The sequence below is a fragment of the Streptomyces sp. NPDC051582 genome, from assembly GCF_040681715.1.
Taxonomy (GTDB): Bacteria; Actinomycetota; Actinomycetes; order Streptomycetales; family Streptomycetaceae; genus Streptomyces.
The window spans coordinates 111247-129364 of record NZ_JBFAZJ010000006.1 but is presented as its reverse complement, the minus strand read 5'-3'; the positions used below and the strand labels follow the sequence as shown (position 1 = coordinate 129364).

Sequence of the window (18118 nt, the reverse complement as noted above, 5' to 3'; positions counted from 1 at the left end):
TCGCCGCAGTCTGGGAGTGGAGCACATGCAATTCGAACCGATCGCGATCGTGGCCGCCGACTGCAGACTTCCCGGAGCCGCCCGTCTGGAGGAGTTCTACGCGAACAACCGTGACGCCGTCTGCTCGATCAGGAAGGCCGACGAGGCCTTCTGGGACGGGTGCGAGGTCTACGACAAGAATGCCGGCGGCCACACCAACACCTCGTACACCGACCTGGGCGGGTTCCTCGACCCCTGGCAGCTCGATCCGTCGACCTTCCGCATCGCCCCCCGGGTGATCGAGCGGATGGACCCGGTCCACGCGCTGGGCCTGGACCTGGCGCACCAGGTCATCAGCCGGGCGGAGCGGAGCGCCCCGCTGCCCCGGGACGAGACGGCCGTGATCATCGCCAATGTGGCGGGCGGATCGACGAGCCGGGTCAACGCCAACATGAAAGTGCAGACCGAGCGGTGGGCGGCCGCCCTGCGCCGCCGCGAGCCCGCCCTCGCGAGCGTCCTCGACGAGGCCCGGGAGCGGGAGGGAGAGCGGTACGCGGACAAGCGTGAGGACCTGGCCCTCAACGGGGAGTCCGCGACCATCGGCGGGCGCATCGCCAACTACTTCGATCTCCGCGGCGCCCACTACGGCATCGACGCGGCGTGCGGCAGCTCGCTGGCGGCGGTGCACTCGGCCTGCATGGGTCTGCACCAAGGGGAGTTCGACGCGGCACTGGTGACGGCGCTCGGCATCCTGACCCCGGACATCTTCGTCGTGAACAGCGCCGCCCGGACCCTCTCGGCGGAAGGCGCCTTCCCCTTCGGCGCCGCCGCCGGCGGCCTCGTACCGGGCGAGGGCGGCGTGGGGATGCTGCTGGTGCGCCTGGCGGACGCCCGGCGCGAGGGCCGGCCCGTGCTCGGCGTCATCCGCGGCATCGGGCACAGCACCAACGGCCGTACCACCTCGACCTGGGCACCCAGTGCCGAGGCGGAGGAGCGGGCCATCCGAGGAGCGTTCGACGGCATGCCCTTCGGCATGCGCGACATCGACTACGTGGAGGCCCACGGCACCTCGACCCAGGCCGGTGACGGGGCCGAACTGGAGGCGATGGCCCGCACGTACGGCTCCGTGCCCCGCCCCCGCCCGCTGCCCTTCGGCTCCGCCAAGAGCCTGATCGGCCACACCGTCGAGAGCGCGGGCCTGGTCGGGATGTTGCGCGGCCTCTTCGTGTTCGGCTCGGGCCACCTGCCTCCGACGGCGAACGTGGACGAGCTGCGGCCGGAGGCGGCCGAGGCGGCCGATCGGCTCCGGCTCCAGCGCTCCGCGGAGCCGATCGCCCGGGTGCCGGGCCGGCCGTGGCGGATCGGTGTGAGCGCCTTCGGATACGGGGGCATCAACTACCACCTGCTCCTCGAACAGCCCGAGGGGCACAGCGCCGGCACGAACCGGACCACAGCCGCGCGCCGCCCCGAGCGGGTACCCGTCGCCATCACTGCGGTCGAGGCGGTCCAGCCCGATGCCGCGGACGCGGACGCCTTCTGGCGAAACCTCCGGGCAGGGCTGGCCAGCAGCAGCGACCTGCGGGTACGGGTACCCAGCCTCGAACAGGACCTGGTCGACGCCGGTCTGAAACGCCAGGCCGGACACCTCCGCAACGCGGCGCTCACCGACGTGCCGCACAGCGTGGACAACGCCCGCTTCCGCATCCTGCCCAAGCAGGTGGCGGGCCTCACCGACGAGTACCTCGTCCTGCTGTCGTGCGCCGCCAACCTCGCCGGAGCCGTGGAGCGGGCGACGGCGTCGGTCGACCGCGCCCGCTCCGGCTGCATCATCGGACAGCTTCCGGACTCCGACCGCGAGTTCGACCTCATGCAGTCCCTGCGCTTCATGCCGTGGCTGCGCCGGGTCCGCGGCCTCGCCCGCGCACGCGGCATCGAGGCTCCCTGGCAGGCGCTGCGCGACGAGCTGTGGAGCGATCCCGCCCTCGATCTGCACGCCGTGAACCAGGACACCTCGGTGGCCGGTTTCGGCTCGACCCTCGCCTCCTCGCTGGCCAGCTCCTTCGACCTCAGGGGAAAGAGCTACGCGGTGCGGGCCGCCTGCGCCACCGGGCTCGCCGCACTGTCACTGGCCCTGCAGGAACTGCGCCAGCACACGCTGGACTTCGTCCTGTGCGGCGCCGTCGGCATGGGCGTGGGCCTGGTCAACCACTCGGCGCTCGCCTCGATCCGCGCCCTGAGCGGGACCGGCGCGGGCCGCCCGTACGACGACCAGGGCGACGGGTTCATCATGGGCGGCGGCGCCGGTCTGCTGTGTCTGAAGCGGCTGGCGGACGCGGAACGCGACGGGGACCCGATCCTCGCCGTCGTACGCGAGGTGCGCGGCGGCAGCGACGGCAAGGGGCGCAGCCTGCTCGCCCCCAACGCCGCCGGACGCAGGCTCGCTATGGAGCGCACCTATCGCGGGGCGGGCCTGGACCCCTCGGGCGTCGGATACGTGGAGGGACACGGCGCGGCGACGGCGCTCGGGGACCAGTCCGAAGTCGAGGCCCTGTCCGGGGCCCTCGCCAACGAGGAGACCGTCTTCCTCGGCAGCGTGAAGGGCAACGTCGGCCACCAGAAGGCCGCCGCGGGCATGACCTCTGTCATCAAGACCGTCCTCTGCCTCCAGCGCGGAGAGCTCGTCCCCACCCCGGGCTTCGAGAACCCGCATCCCGCGCTGGAGCTGGGAAGGCGCCGCTTCCGGGTGCTGACCGAGGCCATGCCCTGGCCGGCCCCGCGCGACGGGGCCCCGCGCCGCGCCGCCGTGAACGCCTTCGGTCTCGGGGGCGTCAACTACCACGCCGTACTGGAGGAGTACGCCCCTCCCCGGAACGGGCGGCTTGCGATCGGCCGGGCCGCGGGGCCGGAGGCGAAACCGGCGCACACCGCCGTCTGGACGGCTCCCGGCCCCGCCGAGATGCTCGGCGCGCTGTCCCGGTTCGCCGAGCACGGTGAGGCTCCGCCCGCCCCGTCCGCCGACCACGCGCACCGGCTCGCGATCCACACGGGCACCGGCCCGGAAGCGGACCGGGTGCTGCGCGAGCGGGTCCGCCGGTACCTGGCCACGGGACCCGGGACGCTGACCCCCGGGCAGTGGGACGCCATGGGGGTGTTCACCGGCCGCACGGACGTGAGCCCCGGCCGGGTCTGCCGGCTCTACCCCGGCCAGGGCAGCCAGTACGCGGGGATGCTTCGGGAAGCCGGCCGGGCGGTGGAGGGCACGGAGGCGAGGTTGCGCGCGGCGCGGGAGGCCCTCGCCGCGGAGGCGCCGGGCCTGCTGGACGGGTTCTGGCACGCCGAACCCCGGGCGAGCGAGGAGTGGCTGTCGCGGACCGAGAACTGCCAGGTCGCCACGTTGTTGGTGAGCGCCCTGCTCGGTGACTGGCTCAGCGCCCTCGGGGTGCCGTCCGACTTCCACCTCGGTCACAGCTTCGGCGAGGTGTCGGCGCTGAGCGCCGCCGGAGCCCTCTCCTTCGAGGACGCGCTGCGCACCGCCCACCGCAGGGGCGTCATCGCCGGCCGGGCGCGGGGCGGCCCGCCCCAGAGCATGGCCGTGCTCTTCACCTCCGCCGCCGAGGGGGCACGGCTCATCGGAGAGGACGAGGCCGACGTCGTGATCGCCAACTGGAACAGCCGGCGGCAGATCGTCGTGGCCGGACGGGCCGCCGCGATCACCCGCGTCCTCGGACGCGCCGCCGGGGAGGGGATCGAGGGCCGTACGCTGCCCATCGAGCGGGCGTTCCACTCGCCGCTGCTGAGGCAAGCCGTCCCGGAGTACCGGGAGTTCCTGGAGAGCATCCCCCTCAGCGCGCCGTCGGCGCCGGTCTACGAGACGCGCACCTCGCGTCCCTACCCGCGGGACGCCGAGCCGGACCGGATCCGCCAGAGCCTGGCCGACCAGTACGTGCTCCCCGTCTACTGCGAAACCATGATCCGCGACGCCTACGACCGCGGTGCGCGCGTCTTCGTCGAGACCGGCCCCAAGCGGGCCCTGACCTCGCTCGTCACGGAGAACCTCGGCGCGTCCGCCGAGGGCGTACGGATCGTGCACCTGCTCCACCCGAAGGGCGGCGAGCTGAGCCAACTGGAGCGGGCGGCGGCGCAGTTGTGGGCCATCGGCCTGACCGGCACCGACCCCGTCCGCGCCGTGACCACGAGGGAGGTCGCACCATGATCGCAATGGTCCCCATCGCCGTGCAGGCCGAGCCGCGTCCGGTCCGCGAGGACCTGTCCGGCAGGCGGGTGCTCGTGCTCTCGGACGGCGACGGCCTCGCCGCCGAGACGCTGGACCGGCTCGCCGCGGCGGGAGCCGAAACCGAGGCGGTGACCGTGCGCGAGACGGTCCGCGCGAGCGCCTCGGGCTACTGCGGCCGGCTGCTCGGCGCCGAGGAACTGGCCGGACGCCTCGCCTGCGGACCGCTGCCGGACTGGGTGTTCTTCCTGCCCGGCTACACCGCGAGGGCCCGCCCGGAACAGCGGTTCCGCCCGGAGGAGGGCCTCTACGCCCACGGGCTGGCACGGACCCTGTTCCACACCCTGTCCGCGCTCGGGCGGCGCTGGGTGGGGCGTGGCTCCGGCGGATTCGCCGTGGTCACCCGGGCGGACGGACGGTTCGGACTCTCCGGAGCCCGTTCCGGGGACGCACTGGCCGGCCTGCTGCACGGCGCGGCGCGCGCCCTGCACGTCGAGATCCCGGTGATCCGCACGGCCGTGCTCGACGTCGGCGCGTCGGTCTCCACCGGGACCGCCGCCGACCGGCTGGTGCAGCTCGCCGCGGACACCGCGGTCGGCCATGCGGAACTGGGGCTCGCGGGGTCCCGTACGTACACCACCACGCTCGTCCCCGCCTACGAGCGGCCCGGGGACGTCCCGGGGGCGGACGGGCGGCTGCCCCTGGAGCGCGGTGACACGGTGCTGGCCTCCGGAGGCGGGCGGGGGGTGACGGCCAGGGTGGTGCGGATGATGGCCGAAGAGGTGCCGTGCCGCTACGTCCTGCTCGGAACCACCGACCTGGTGGACGTGAAGGCCGCCCTCGGGGTGGGCGACCGGGACCAGCTCCTGCACATGTCCCCGGAGGAGCTCGCCGGGCACAAGCGGCGGCAGTTCGCCGCGATGCGCCGCGACGACCCGGCGCTGCTGCCGCCCGCCTTCGAACGCCACTGGGCGCGGATCGCCAACTCCCTGGAGGTTTTGCAGACCGTCACCCACCTGCGGGATCTGGGCGCCCGCGCCGAGTACAGGTGCCTGGACGTCACGGACGGCCGGGCCACGCGGCGGTTCGCCGAGGAAGTGCTCAGGTCCGGCGGCCCGGTCCAAGCCCTGCTGCACGGCGCAGGCGTGGAGACGAGCAGGCCGCTGTGCGACAAGACCCGCGAGTCCTGGGAACGGACCCTCGCCGTCAAGACCGCCGGCCTGTACAACCTGAGCCCGGTGCTGGGGGACGAGACCCGCTTGATCGTGCTCTTCGGCTCGGCCGCGGGGACGTACGGCAACCCGGGACAGATCGACTACGCCGGGGCCAGCGAGTTCCTGGGAACCGCGGCCCACCGGCTGGCGGCCGATTTCCCGGCCGCCCGGGTGCGCTCGGTGGCCTGGCCCGCATGGGCGGAGGTGGGGATGGCGATGCGCCCGTCCTCGCGGGCCGCCCTGGAGCGCAGGGACATCCCGTTCATGAAGGTGTCCGAGGGGCTGGCCTGGGCCGGAGCGCTGATGCGCAGTCCGGTCGGGACCCCGACCTGCCTCACCCTGGGCTACCGCGGCATGCCCGAAGAGACCACGATGACCCGCACCACGGCCCCTTGGGGTTCCCTCAGGGCGGTCAAGGGGCGACTGGTGGACCTGTGCCACGAGCGCGGCCCGGACCGCTGGGAGGCCCGGTGGACCTACCGGCCGGAACTCGACGGAGCCCTGCGCGACCACCGAGTCGACGGGAACGTGCGCGTCCCCCTCGCCTTCTTCGCCGAACTGGTGTGCCAGTCCGCGGCCGCGTGCCTGGACGACACCGGCGGCTTCACCCTGCGCGGGCTGCGGGTGCACCAGCCGCTCACCCTGGCGCCCGACCGGCCCAGGGAGCTGCGGACCACACTGGTCCGGCGCCACGACGGCAGCCTGCACGTGAGCGTGGAGAGCTCGCCGGTACGGCCCGACCACGGCTGGGTCCCGGTGACACTGCGGCACGCGAGCGCCGACGTGCATCCGCGGACCGGACAGCGGCAGGCGCCCCGCATCGAGACGGGGCTGCCGCGGTCGGAGCCGGTGGCGGTGGCAGGGCTCGCGGAGGAGTTCGCCACCCAGGGGATCCAGTACGGGCCCGCCTTCCGCGAGATCGTCTCGTGCCGGCGGGGCGGGGACGGCGCCCTGCACCTGGCGCGGCTGCGGGCCGGAGCGGGCAGTACGGCGGAGGGCGGGACGGACAGCACCGGGACGGGCAGCGCCGGGACGGACAGCGCCGGGACGGGCAGCGCCGCGGACGTGCGGGGGCCGTCGTTCCTCGACGTGGGCCTGCTCGATCTCGCCCTCCAGACGCTGGTGTTCCACCCGCGATCGCGTGCGGGCGGCCTGCCCACCGCCATCGAGGAGCTGGTGGTCCACGCATCCCTCGGCGAGGGCCCGACCGAAGGCTGGGCCGTGGTGGACGCCGGGGACGAACGGCTGAACGTGACACTGGCCGATCCTGACGGCCGGGTCATGGCAGAGATCCGCAACCTCGAACTCACCGGGCGCGAGTCATAGGTCACCAAGGAAGGCAACGTGAAGAATTTCCTCGTGGTCGGCATCGGTCCCCACGCGCGCCGCAACCATCTGCCGACGCTGGCGGCCGGCCGGGCGACAGGCCTCGTCGGGACCGTGATCGGGGTCGACCTCACCCGTGCCGCCGAAGACATAGCGGCCTTCAACGCCGCCGCGGACGGGACCCGGATACCGGTCACCTTCATCGCCCCCTTCGACCCGGCCTGCCGCACGCTGCCCGCCGCGGTGCGCGACACCCTCGACACGCTCGTGCGCGAGCACGCCATCGACGCGGTCGTGGTCTCGACCGAACCGGCCTTCCACATGGTCTACACCCACTGGGCGCTCGACCGCGGGCTGAGCGTGCTGCTCGACAAGCCGCTCAGCGTGCACGTCAACTGCTCCGTCGATCCCGACCGGGCGGCTTCCATCCTCAGCGATTTCGACAAGGTGCTCGACCGCTACCAGGTCGTGCGCCGGGCCCACCCCGAGGTGCTGGTGGCGGTGCAGTGCCAACGACGCCACCACCCGGCGTTCCTGCGGATGAGAGAGCTGATCGCCGAGATCGCCGAAGAGACCAACTGCCCGGTGACCTCGGTGCAGTCCTTCCACAGCGACGGCCAGTGGCGGATGCCGAACGAGCTCCTGGACATCTCCTACCACTCCTTCGACCAGGGCTACGGCAAGTGCGCCCACTCGGGCTACCACTTCTTCGACATCGTTCCCTGGCTGCTGCGGGCGGGGGAGACGCCCGGCAAGGAACTCGACAGCGTGGAAGTGCACGCCAACTTCAGCCGGCCCGGGGACTTCCTCGCCCAGCTCGACCTGGACGACTACGCACGGCTCTTCCCCGAGTTCGAGGAGGCCAATCCGTACACGCAGAAGCAGCTGATCGCGGCCACCGAGTCGTTCGGCGAGGTCGACGCGTTCGTCTCCATGGCCTACAAGAGCGGCGGCCGGACCATGACGCTCGGCAGCATCAACCTGGTGCACAACGGCTTCTCGCAGCGCGGACGCTTCACCCCCGCCCACGCCAACCTCTACAAGGGCAACGGCCGCGTCCGGCACGAGAGCCACATCCTGCAGCAGGGCCCGTTCCAGGCCATCCACCTGCACTCACTGCAGACCCTGGGAGGGGAGGAACAGGACGAGGACGCCTACGGCATCGGCAGCCAGGGACACATCGAAGTGCACGTCTTTCGCAACAGCGGCTTCAAATCGCGCTGGAAGAAGTACGAGACGCTCGACTACGACGCGCTCACGACCGTGTCCGCGTCCGGCATCGAGGAACCGACGCAGTCCTCCTCCCGGCGCCGTGCCGTGGAGGAGTTCCTGGAGTACGTCAACGGGCGGCGCAGCCGCGAGGAGATGTCGTCGGAACTCGTGGACCACCGGCGCGGTTCGACCTTGATGGCGGGGGCCTACCTGTCCGCCGCCCGGCAGTGGGTCGGCGGCCCTCCCGTCGCCCTGCTGGACTTCCGCGAGCACGACGACGGAGCCGCGCGGCCCGGAAGCCGCCGGGGCGGCGGGGGCGCGGCCCACCTGATGGACGTACCGCTGTGACCGGCCCCCTCGGGCGGGAACCGGCCACCGTCCTGCCGGGCCCCGCCGACCTGCTGGGCGACGCGCTGCCCGACGTCCTCGCCGACTGCAGGGCCCATGTGGGCGCCGTCACCGCGATCAGCAGGCTGACGGGCGGCAACGTCAGCCACGTCTTCCGGGTGGAGGGGCCGCGCGGCAGTGTCGTCCTGAAGGTGCGCACGGCGGTGTTCGCCCGCATTCCGTCGCTGCGGACGGACCCCGCGCACATCGCGGACGAACGGCGGGCCCTCGACGTGTACGGGGCGCTGGTGCCCGCGGTGTTCCCGCGCGTCCTGGCGTTCCGCCCGCGGGCCCACGCCATGGTCATGACCGACGTGTTCCAGGACCGGCGCACCTACGAGGACCACCTGCGGGAGCGCCCCGCCACGGCGCACGAGCTCATGCGCCTGGGCGCGGCCGTGCGCCGGATCCACGAGGCGACCGGGGCCGTCCGGGTCGCCATCCGCTCCCAGGGAGACGTGTGGTTCCGCGAGCACACCTTCGACTACTGCCTGCGCGGCAGCGGACACCCCGCCCTGGAGCGGGCCTGCGAGGAACTGCGCGCCCAGGAGCCGCAGCGGCTCGTCCTCGGGGACCTGGCCCCGAAGAACCTCAGCCTGGCCGGCGGACGGGTCGCCCTGTGCGACCTCGACAACGTGCACCGGAGCCGGCCGCTCTTCGACGTGGGCTACCTGCTGGCCCACCTGCTGATCCACCACGCGCCCTGGCCGGCCCGCCTGCCCGCCCTGGCTCCCACGCTGCTCGACGCCTACGAAGCGGGCGGCACGCCCGCGCCACGCGAAGAGGCCCTGCTGGCGGCGGTGGCCGCCGGGGTGGTCCTGTACCGGCTGGACAATGCGAGGGTTCCCTACGACCTGGGGCTCTGCGCGCAACAGCGCGTACGGCTCAGGGAGGCCGTCATCCGCTTGCTGGACCGGGGAGCCTTCCCGACGCAGGAGCTGGCCTCCGCGGTGGCGGGCGCCCGATGACGATCTCCGTGCCGCCCTCGCCGCACGCCGAGGAGGACCGGCAGGCCCTCGCGGCCCTCAGGGCCCGCGGCTATGACGTGCGCGACATCCAGGAGATCGCCCGCGATCAGCGGCCGTTCGCGGTGCGGGTCGCCGAGCGCGAGCGCGTCCTGGCCCGTGGCGTCCTGCTCCGGGAGGAGAGCGTGGAACTCGGCGGCGGAGACTTCGCCAACGTCCACACGCTGCGGATCGACCGGTCGGCGGCCCGGGTGGAAGTGGAGTCGGACCCGGCCGGGTTCGCCCTGCGCGACCGGTGCGGCGCCGACGCCCTCGCGGCCGTCAGCGGATCGTTCTCCTTCATCTCCGACGAACCCGACCACCAGCCGGCCGAACCCTGCCTGGACTTCTGCTCCCGGCAGGGGGTCACGGTCAGCCTGCCGACCGTGACCAAACCGGCCTTTCTGGTGTACCGCGGCCGTCCGTCGCTGCGCACCCTGCCGGCCATCGGGACCCTGGTCCTCGGCAGGGCCGTCCGCGAATGGATCGGCTCCAAGGACGCCGCCGCACCGGAGGCTCTGCGCCGGGGCGCGCTCGCCGTGTTCGGCGCCGCCAACTGCACGATCCGGTACGCCGATCACGCGCTGACGGGGTTCACCCGGTTCGTGGAGCGCACCGGGAACGTGACGCCCCGGGACGCGGGCGTCGTCGACGCGGTGGTGCGGCGGGTGGCACCCGACGCGCACGTGATCCACAGCGTCCACCCCGGCGGCGGGGCGAGCCTGTTCGGCGGCAGCTACGTGCTGCGGGCCGCTGCCGCCCACGCCCGGCACCTGGCCGAGGGCACCGAGGTGCGGGTGAGCGCCGTCGCGGGCCTGGCCACCGAGCATCTCGGCTGCGGGATCTCCATCGGGCCGAGCGCCGCGGCGGCGGCCCGCGGGGACGTGGCGGCGTACGACGCGAGCCTGGGGACCTCCCCCTTCCGGCCCGTCCGGTACGCGCGGACCCTGGTGTGGCCGCAAGGGCGGACGCTCTGCTTCCGAGTCGTCGACGGCGCACCCCTGACGGACTGCTTCCGCGGGATGACCCCCGTCGAGGTGTTCCGCGACCTGGCACGGTCGGGGGTCGATCCGCGCACCGCCCACCACCTCGACGGGGGACAGTCCTCGAAGATCGTCTTCCGTCGCGAGGGGGAGTCCGAGGTGGTCGGCAACCTCCACTACCTCCAGTGGCCCGCAGCGGGGGAGAGGAGGTTCCGCTGGCGCGGCATCGAGGGCCGCCGCCTGCGCAGCGCCTTCGTCGTACGCGCCCCGTCCCCGGCCGGGGAGGTGTGACGTGCTGGAGCGGATCCTCTTCCCGCCCGTCGCCGTCGCGGAGGTGTTCCACGACCCCGCGGACGCCGTGCCGCTCCGCGAGGAGGAACCCGTGCTCCGCCGCGCCACCGACAAGCGGCGCCGTGAGTTCACCACGGTGCGCTGGTGTGCGCGCAGGGCGCTGGCGGGGATCGGCGAGGGCCCGCACCCCCTCCTGCCGGACGACGCGGGCGCCCCCCGCTGGCCCGGCGGGGTCGTCGGGAGCATGACCCACTGCGACGGCTACCGGGCAGCGGCCGTCGCCCGCACCGGTGGCTGCCGCGCCCTCGGCATCGACGCCGAGCCGGACCGGCCGGTGGCCGGGGTCGTCCTCGACGTCGTGGCCCTGCCGGGCGAGCTGCGCCGGCTGGCCGCCCTGAGGGAGGCGGAGCCGCAGATCGCCTGGGACCGCCTCCTGTTCAGCGCCAAGGAGGCCGTGTACAAGACCTGGTACCCGCTGACCGGCCGCCCGCTCGGCTTCCACCAGGCCGACATCACCCTCCTGCGCGACGGCACGTTCACGGCGGAACTCGCCCCGTCCCTGCCGCGATCGGACCCCGACGCGTTCGCCGGCCGGTGGACCTCCGGCCGCGGGCTCCTCGTCACGGTGATCGCCGTGCCGGGCGACGGCCGGCAGCCTCCCGGTCCCCGCAGCACCCGTACCGCCTGAGAAAGGAGACCCCGTGCGCGTGGCAGTGCACCAGCCCGGATACCACCGACACCTCTACTACTTCTACAAGATGGCGACAGCCGACCTCTTCGTCTCCCTGGACCACGTGCAGTTCGTGCGATCGGACTGGCAGAACCGACAGGTGTTCGTCCACGACGGCGTCCGCCGGTGGCTCACCGTTCCGGTGCGCGGCGGCCGCGTCGCGATCCGGAGGAAGGTCCTGGCGGACCCCTCGGCGCTCGCCTCCCACTGGGACCGCATCACCTCGATCTATCGCGGCACACCGTACTTCGGTGACTACGAGAGGGCGCTGGGGGAGATCTACGCCTCGTCCTGGACGCATCTCAACGATCTGTGCGACGCGCTGACGGAGGTGGCGCGCACCGGGTTCGGCATCACCACCCCCTATCTGCGCGCATCGCGCCTCATGGACGAGCCCGGGGAGGCCAAGGGCGCCCTGCTCGCAGACGTGGTGCACCGGGCCGCCGACACCGCGGTCCCCGCCGGCCCGCAGGTCCCCCTCACGTACCTCGCCTGCTCGCACCCCATGGGTCAGGACCATTACCTGCGCCGGCCGTCCGGCCAGGACCCCGCCCGTGCGGAGCACGAGGTCATGGAGGGCCGGGGGGTCCGGGTACGGACCTTCGGCTTCCGTCACCCCCGCTACGCACAGACCCAACTCGCCCCGGGCACGCCCTTCCAGGCCGAGCTCTCGGCCTACGACCTGCTGTTCAACCACGGCCCCGAGGCGCGAGACATCCTGCTCGGCGCAGGCGCAGGCGCAGGCTCGCGATCCGATGCCGACGAGCGCGAGCGGCCGCGGCTGTACCGGATAGGGGGGAAATGAAGAGCGTCCTGGTAGTCGTCGCCCACCCGGACGACGCCGAGATTTCCATGGGCATGCGCATCCACTGGTACGCGCAGAACGGCGTCCGCGTGCGCGTGCACTGCCTGAGCACCGCCAAACCCGAGGAGAAGGGGTCGCAGACGAGGCGCAACGAATGCCTGAGCGCGGGCGCCGTGCTCAGGGTGGACGAGTACTCGTTCTCCGACGTCCCCGACACCCGTTTCGTGGAACACCGCGGGCGGATCAACGCCGAGCTCTTCCGGGTCATCGGCGCATCGCGCCCTGACGTCGTCTACACGCACTATCCGGAGGACCAGCACATCGATCATTCGATCACGGGACAGGAGGTGACGGCCGTGGCCCTGCGGGAAGCGAGTGACCTGCGCTACTTCCGCTCCCCGTACAGCACCGGCTTCGAGCCGAACCTGTTCTTCGTCGGCACGCGGAAGCTGATGGACGTGAAGGTCAGGGCCCTGGAGTCCTTCGCGTCGCAACGGCAGCTGGACATGGACGTCTTCCGGCAGCTGGGGGCGGTGGCGTACCGCCAGCACGTCCACCACCGGGTCGTCGAGCGGTTCGGTGACGACTCGGCCTATTGCGAGATGTTCAGGGTGCAGCGCTCCATCGAGTCGGCAAGCGGGTCGTAGCGGCGGGGCGTGGCGTGTCGCATGATCGGTCGCCGTCCGGGTACGGCATGTTCTCCTCAGCGGAGTATGTCCGAAAGGCCCGGTGTGCGGAGGTGTCCCGGTGGGCGTGACCGATGGCGAGCCGGATCAGCCGCGTTCCGCCGTGCCACCCGGGCCGACGCGTCCGGAGTTCTGGCGCAGTCCGCTGCGGGGGCCGTGGCTGACGGCCGTGTTCGGGCTCGTCCTGCTGGTCGGCATCACGGTGCTGTTCGTGACCGGCCTGCTGTCGTACGCCTCCTACAACCCGGATCTGGCTCCGGTCAACGATCAGACGCCGGACAAGGGGTGGCTCGGCTTCTACCTGTTCTCCTGGCCGACCTCGCCGCACTGGCTCTACCGCGTGAACCAGGGCGTGCACGTGCTCCTGGGCGTCGTCCTGGTGCCGGTGCTGCTGGCGAAGCTGTGGTCGGTCATCCCCAAGCTCTTCGAGTGGCCGCCGGTGCGGTCGGTCAGCCACGGCGTCGAGCGCCTGTCTCTGCTCCTGCTGGTGGGCGGCGCCGGCTTCGAGTTCGCCACCGGCATCCTCAACGTGCAGCTGCACTACATCTTCCCGGGCTCCTTCTACGTCCTGCACTTCTACGGGGCCTGGGTCTTCATCGGTGCCTTCGTGGTGCACGTGGCCTCGCGCCTCCCCCGAGCGGTGCGCTCCGTGAGGTACGGAAGCGCACCGCCGCAGGCGGGTTCCGAGGAGGCGGCCGGGCTGGTCTCGCCCCGCCCGGCGCCGCCGACCATCTCCCGCCGGGGCGCCCTGGGCATGGTCGGGCTGGGGTGCCTGGCGCTGTTCGCGGTGACGGCCGGGCAGAGCGTGGGCGGCTGGTGGCGCCGGACGGCCCTGCTCGCCCCGCACGGCCAGGACCCCGGCTCCGGGCCCAACGGCTTCCAGATCAACAAGACGGCGGCATCCGTCGGCATCCGGCCGAGCGACATCGGCCCCGCCTGGCGGCTGACCGTACGCGGGTCAGGCCGCCAGGTCGTCCTCACCCGCGAGGAGCTGCTGGCCATGGAGCAGCACGAGGCGGCCCTGCCCATCGCCTGCGTGGAGGGCTGGTCGACGCCCGACCAGCTGTGGAGCGGCGTGCGGCTCACCGATCTGGCAGCCCTCGTCGGACGGGGCTCGGACACGCCCCGGGCCCTGGTGGAATCGGTGCAGCGCGGAGGGCCGTTCGGCTCGGTCGTCCTGGCGGACGACCAGGTGCGCGACCGCCGCTCGCTCCTGGCCGTTCGTGTCAACGGTGCGGTCCTGTCCGCGGACCACGGCTACCCGGCCCGTGTGATCGTCCCCGGTGCCCCCGGCGTCCACAACACCAAATGGGTCACCCGCCTCACCTTCGCAGAGCCGGCATGAGCGGCGCGATCGCCTTCCGCCGACGCTACGGAGCCTCCCCGCTCCACCTGCTCCTCGTCCTGGCCTCCTTCGCCCTCGCCGCGTACGCCGGCGTGCGCCTGCTCAAGGGAGACACCCTGGGCGTGGCCCTGTGGTTCGTGGGCGCGGCGCTCCTCCACGACCTGGTGCTGCTCCCCCTGTACTCGGTGACCGACCGGGCCCTGCAGTTCCTGTTCCGGGAGGGAGCGGGCGCGGGGGACGGGAGCCGGCCGACGAGGCCGAGCGTCAACTACGTACGGGTCCCGGCCTTCGTCTCGGGGCTTCTGATGCTGGTGTGGTGGCCGCTGATCCTGCGCAGGGTGGGCCACTACACGGCGGCCACGGGACTCCCGGCGGACGTGTTCCTCGGGCGCTGGCTGCTGATCACCGCCGCCCTCTTCGCGGCCTCGGCCGCGACCCTGCTCGTCCGCAGGTGGCATGCGTCGGGGCCTCGGCGACGAGCCGAGCGACTCCGGCGGCGGGCCCGCAAGGACGCGAAGTGACGGCGTCCGCCGGCTGACCGTCCTCCTGGTGGGGTCACTGCGGCCGACGGCCCTGCCCCATGACGAACGCGACGAGGATCCCGGCGAGTCCGGCCCATACGAGGCCCTCGACGCCCGCCTGCCGCCAGCCCAGCAGGCCGAGGACGAGGGCGATGAGGGCCCCCGCCGAGACGGCGCGGCGATCGGTGAGGAACATCCACTGGCGGCGGCCGCTTCCGGGCTCCCTGAGCTCGGCGAGGGCGGTTCTGACGACCAGGGCCGCGATCACCATCGCCGCGACGAGGAGAGTCGCTCCCACATCCGCTCCCGATGTCGGTGCCAGGTCCGGGGTGATGTCCCGATGGTAGATCCCCGGGGCGCCGTCCGCCTCGCACCGCCCTCGGGGCACCTCGCGAGCGTCGCCCGGTCACCAGGTGACGTACAGGGCCCGCGGTGAGCGGTGGATCAGCGTGGGCCGCATCCGCGGCCGCGGACGGCCCGCGTCCAGCCGCAGTTCCGGCATGCGGCGCAGGAACAGTTCCAGGGTCAGGCGCAGCTGTTCGCGCGCCAGCCGGGAGCCGGGGCAGCCGTGGGGTCCGTACCCGAAGGCCAGGTGCTGCCGGTTCCCGGACCGGGTGATGTCGAACTCCCCGGCCCGCTCGTAGCGTTCCTCGTCGCGATTGGCCGAGCCGTACGCCACCATCACGGTGGCCCCCGCGGGCAGGTCGGTCCCCGCGATGGTCACCGGACGGGTGGTGGTCCGCCGGAAGGCCTGGATGGCGGTGTCGTGGCGGGCGGCCTCCTCCACCGCCGCCGGCACCAGGGACGGATCGGCGCGGAGCATCCGCCATTGCCGCCGGTCGTCGCCGAGCAGGTGCATCAGCGTGGTGCCGATGAGGGCGCTGGTGGTGAGGAATCCGGCGATCAACAGGTTCTGCAGGCTCGTCACCAGTTCGTGGCGCTGGTCGAGGGTGAGCTCGGCGTCACCGGGGGCCATGGCGGCCACCATGGCCGAGCACATGTCGTCCCGGGGCCGGGCGCGGCGGTCGCGTACGTACCCGTCCAGCAGGTGCTGGAGCGCGACCACGTCTTCGGCGGCGGCAGCCTGCCCCTCGGGCGGCAGCGGGCGGAACAACAGCTCCTCGGCCCGGTAGCCGCCGTGCACGGCGGCCGGCACGTCGGCGGGGTCCAGCCCGATCAGCCGGCCGACCACCATCCCGGGCAAGCGCCGGGCGTACGCCTCCACCAGTTCGGCGGACCCGTCGGCCGCGAAACCGTCCACCAACTCCCCGGCGCACGCCCGGGCGTACGGCAGCAGAGCGGTCACCCGCGCGCCGGACAGCCCCCGGTTCAACGGAGCCCGGAGCCGCCTGTGGTCCTCGGCGTCGGTGGACACGACGGTGGGGCGGGGTCCGAACCCCCGGGGCAGGACGCCGAGCGCCGCTTCGGAGAGGGGGACGTCCGGCAGCAGGGAGTTGGCCGAGGAGAAGTCCTCCGCGCGCAGCAGTACCTCCCGTACGTCCCGGTCGCGCGCCACCAGCCACGCGTCGAACTCGGCCACGTACAGCAGCCCCTCGGCCCGGCGGGCGCGGTCGTAGAGCGGATAGGGGTCGCGGTACAGCTCGTCACGTCGCGCCTGGTCGTCGTGCCATGCCACTGGGGGACCTCCGGATCACGGTCGGGACCGGCGGGGTCACGGCCGCGGGTGACCTCCGGTGCGCCGGGTCATCCTGCCCGAAAGCGGTCCGGCCCGGTAGGGCGCCTGCCCGGCGCCCTACCGGTCGTCTCCCTGGACGAGGCGGCCGTCCCGGCGCAGCCGCACGGATCGTTCTTCCGCGCGAACCAGGCTCCGGCCGCCGGCCTGCAGCCATCCGGAGGGCCGGCTTCCGACACGCCGCGTCCGGCGCCGTACGCGGACGCCCGCCTCCCTACACTCGGCGGCCATGACCTCAAGGACACGGCTGTTGTGCGCCGCGGCGATCCTGGTGTGCACGGCGACGGCGGGGGTGGCCTCCGCGACGGGCGGTGGCCTGGACCCCCGCTTCGGCCACCACGGGGTGGTGGTCTCCTCGACCGCTCCCGCTGCCGGAAGCGATTTCGCGAACGGCCTGGTCATCGACGGCCGGCGGCGGATCGTGGTCTCCGGCTCGTCCGACCTGGGCGGGAAGGGCGGGGTGCAGTGGCGGTTGCAGCGCTTCACCCCCGACGGCGCGGTGGACGCCTCCTTCGGAAAGCACGGCACGGTACTGACACCCATGTCCGCGGCGGGGGGCGAGGACGAGAACATCTGGCGGATCGCCCTCCAGCGCGACGGAAAGATCGTCGCGGTCGGCCACGCCATCACCGCGACGGGCGGTGAGGACTTCGCACTCGCCCGCTACCTGCCCGACGGCCGGCTGGACCAGGGCTTCGGCACCGGCGGCAAGGTGTTCACCACAGTGGCCCCGGGCACCGGGGACGACGAGGCGCAGGCCGTGCAGGTGCAGCGCGACGGCCGGATCGTCGTCGCCGGCTTCACCGGCACCGGGGCGGGCACCGAAGGCCGGGACCTGGCGCTGGCCCGCTACCTTCCCGACGGGCGCCCGGACCCGGGCTTCGGCACGGGCGGACTCGTCGTGCGCGATGTCGCGGGCGGGCGGGACCAGTTCAAGAACATGGTGCTGGACGGTCACGGGCGCGTCGTGGCGGTGGGCTCGGCCGATCTCGGGTCCGGGCGGGGCGGTACCAGCTTCGCGGTGGCCCGCTACCGGCCGGACGGCACGGCGGACCGCACGTTCGGCTCGGACGGCCTCGTGGTGACGCCGATGGCATCGGGTGACGGGCTGGACCTGGCCGAGGCCGTGGCGATCGACGGCAAGGGGCGGCTCACGGTCGGAGGGTCGGCGGACGCGGGTGGTCCCTTCGACCTGGCGCTGGCCCGGTACCTGTCCGACGGACGGCTGGACGGCCGGTTCGGGGCCGGCGGTCGGGTACTGACGAACGTCGGTCCGGGCGCGACGGACGAGGACCTCGAAGGCCTCGTCGTCCAGGGCGACGGAACGATCCTGGTGGGAGGTTCGACCGCTCCCACCGCGTTCCTCGTCGACAGCGATTTCCTGGTGGCGCGCTACCGCCCCGACGGCAGCCTCGACCGGCGTTTCGGGAAGGACGGGTTCGTCGTGACCCACGTCGCCCCCGGCACGGCGGACGACGAGATCTACGACATCGCGCCGCAGGGCCCCGGCCTCCTCGTGGCCTCGGGCGAATGCGACCGGCCCACGACCGGCCGGGACGTCTGCCTGGCCCGCTACCTCGTCGGTGGCCAGGAGCCCACGCACACCGGCCAGGGCGCGCGACCGCTGCACTGACGACGTGACGCGGCGGGTCCCGGCGGGACCCGCCGCGCGGTGCGGGGGCGGTCCGGGAGCAGAACCGCGCCGCCGACG

13 protein-coding genes are annotated in these 18118 nt (G+C 73.2%); 11 read left to right on the top strand and 2 right to left on the bottom strand.

The window, feature by feature from the left end; genetic code table 11:
- Positions 1 to 25 precede the first annotated feature (25 nt).
- From AB0M92_RS10885 to AB0M92_RS10840, 10 genes are all read left to right on the top strand, one after another.
- Complete coding sequence (locus tag AB0M92_RS10885) at positions 26 to 4192, top strand: beta-ketoacyl synthase N-terminal-like domain-containing protein (protein ID WP_366101773.1); 4167 nt, start codon at positions 26 to 28, stop codon at positions 4190 to 4192.
- Positions 4189 to 6750 (top strand): SDR family NAD(P)-dependent oxidoreductase, encoded by a 2562-nt coding sequence (locus AB0M92_RS10880; protein WP_366101772.1) that lies wholly within the window; start codon positions 4189 to 4191, stop codon positions 6748 to 6750. The genes AB0M92_RS10885 and AB0M92_RS10880 overlap by 4 nt, the downstream gene beginning before the upstream one ends.
- 18 nt (positions 6751 to 6768) lie before the next feature.
- Complete coding sequence (locus tag AB0M92_RS10875; RefSeq protein WP_366101771.1) at positions 6769 to 8310, top strand: Gfo/Idh/MocA family oxidoreductase; 1542 nt, start codon at positions 6769 to 6771, stop codon at positions 8308 to 8310.
- Positions 8307 to 9317 (top strand): hypothetical protein, encoded by a 1011-nt coding sequence (locus AB0M92_RS10870; RefSeq protein WP_366101770.1) that lies wholly within the window; start codon positions 8307 to 8309, stop codon positions 9315 to 9317. Before AB0M92_RS10875 ends, AB0M92_RS10870 begins: the two co-directional genes overlap by 4 nt.
- A complete protein-coding gene (locus AB0M92_RS10865; protein ID WP_366101769.1) occupies positions 9314 to 10627 on the top strand; it encodes a hypothetical protein in 1314 nt (437 codons plus the stop codon). Before AB0M92_RS10870 ends, AB0M92_RS10865 begins: the two co-directional genes overlap by 4 nt.
- A gap of 1 nt (position 10628) precedes the next feature.
- Positions 10629 to 11315, top strand: a complete 687-nt coding sequence (locus AB0M92_RS10860; RefSeq protein ID WP_366101768.1) for a 4'-phosphopantetheinyl transferase superfamily protein — start codon at positions 10629 to 10631, stop codon at positions 11313 to 11315.
- 19 nt (positions 11316 to 11334) lie between these two features.
- Positions 11335 to 12162 carry a WbqC family protein gene (locus AB0M92_RS10855; protein WP_366101767.1) on the top strand — a complete coding sequence of 276 codons (828 nt, stop codon included), beginning with the start codon at positions 11335 to 11337 and terminating at the stop codon, positions 12160 to 12162.
- Entirely contained in the window at positions 12159 to 12809 is a 651-nt protein-coding gene (locus tag AB0M92_RS10850) for a PIG-L family deacetylase (RefSeq protein WP_366101766.1), read from the top strand. Before AB0M92_RS10855 ends, AB0M92_RS10850 begins: the two co-directional genes overlap by 4 nt.
- 106 nt (positions 12810 to 12915) lie before the next feature.
- A complete protein-coding gene (locus AB0M92_RS10845) occupies positions 12916 to 14193 on the top strand; it encodes a molybdopterin-dependent oxidoreductase (protein ID WP_366101922.1) in 1278 nt (425 codons plus the stop codon).
- Positions 14190 to 14714 carry a hypothetical protein gene (locus AB0M92_RS10840; RefSeq protein ID WP_366101765.1) on the top strand — a complete coding sequence of 175 codons (525 nt, stop codon included), beginning with the start codon at positions 14190 to 14192 and terminating at the stop codon, positions 14712 to 14714. Before AB0M92_RS10845 ends, AB0M92_RS10840 begins: the two co-directional genes overlap by 4 nt.
- A 34-nt stretch (positions 14715 to 14748) precedes the next feature.
- On the opposite strand, the gene AB0M92_RS10835 is transcribed toward AB0M92_RS10840, so the two are convergent.
- A complete protein-coding gene (locus AB0M92_RS10835) occupies positions 14749 to 15012 on the bottom strand; it encodes a hypothetical protein (RefSeq protein WP_366101764.1) in 264 nt (87 codons plus the stop codon).
- A 108-nt stretch (positions 15013 to 15120) separates the two neighbouring features.
- Positions 15121 to 16350: a cytochrome P450 gene (locus AB0M92_RS10830; protein ID WP_366101763.1), complete on the bottom strand. Its 1230-nt coding sequence runs from the start codon at positions 16348 to 16350 to the stop codon at positions 15121 to 15123.
- Between the two features lie 286 nt (positions 16351 to 16636).
- Between AB0M92_RS10830 and AB0M92_RS10825 the strand changes: the two genes are divergently transcribed.
- Complete coding sequence (locus AB0M92_RS10825; RefSeq protein WP_366101762.1) at positions 16637 to 18040, top strand: hypothetical protein; 1404 nt, start codon at positions 16637 to 16639, stop codon at positions 18038 to 18040.
- Positions 18041 to 18118: the final 78 nt, after the last annotated feature.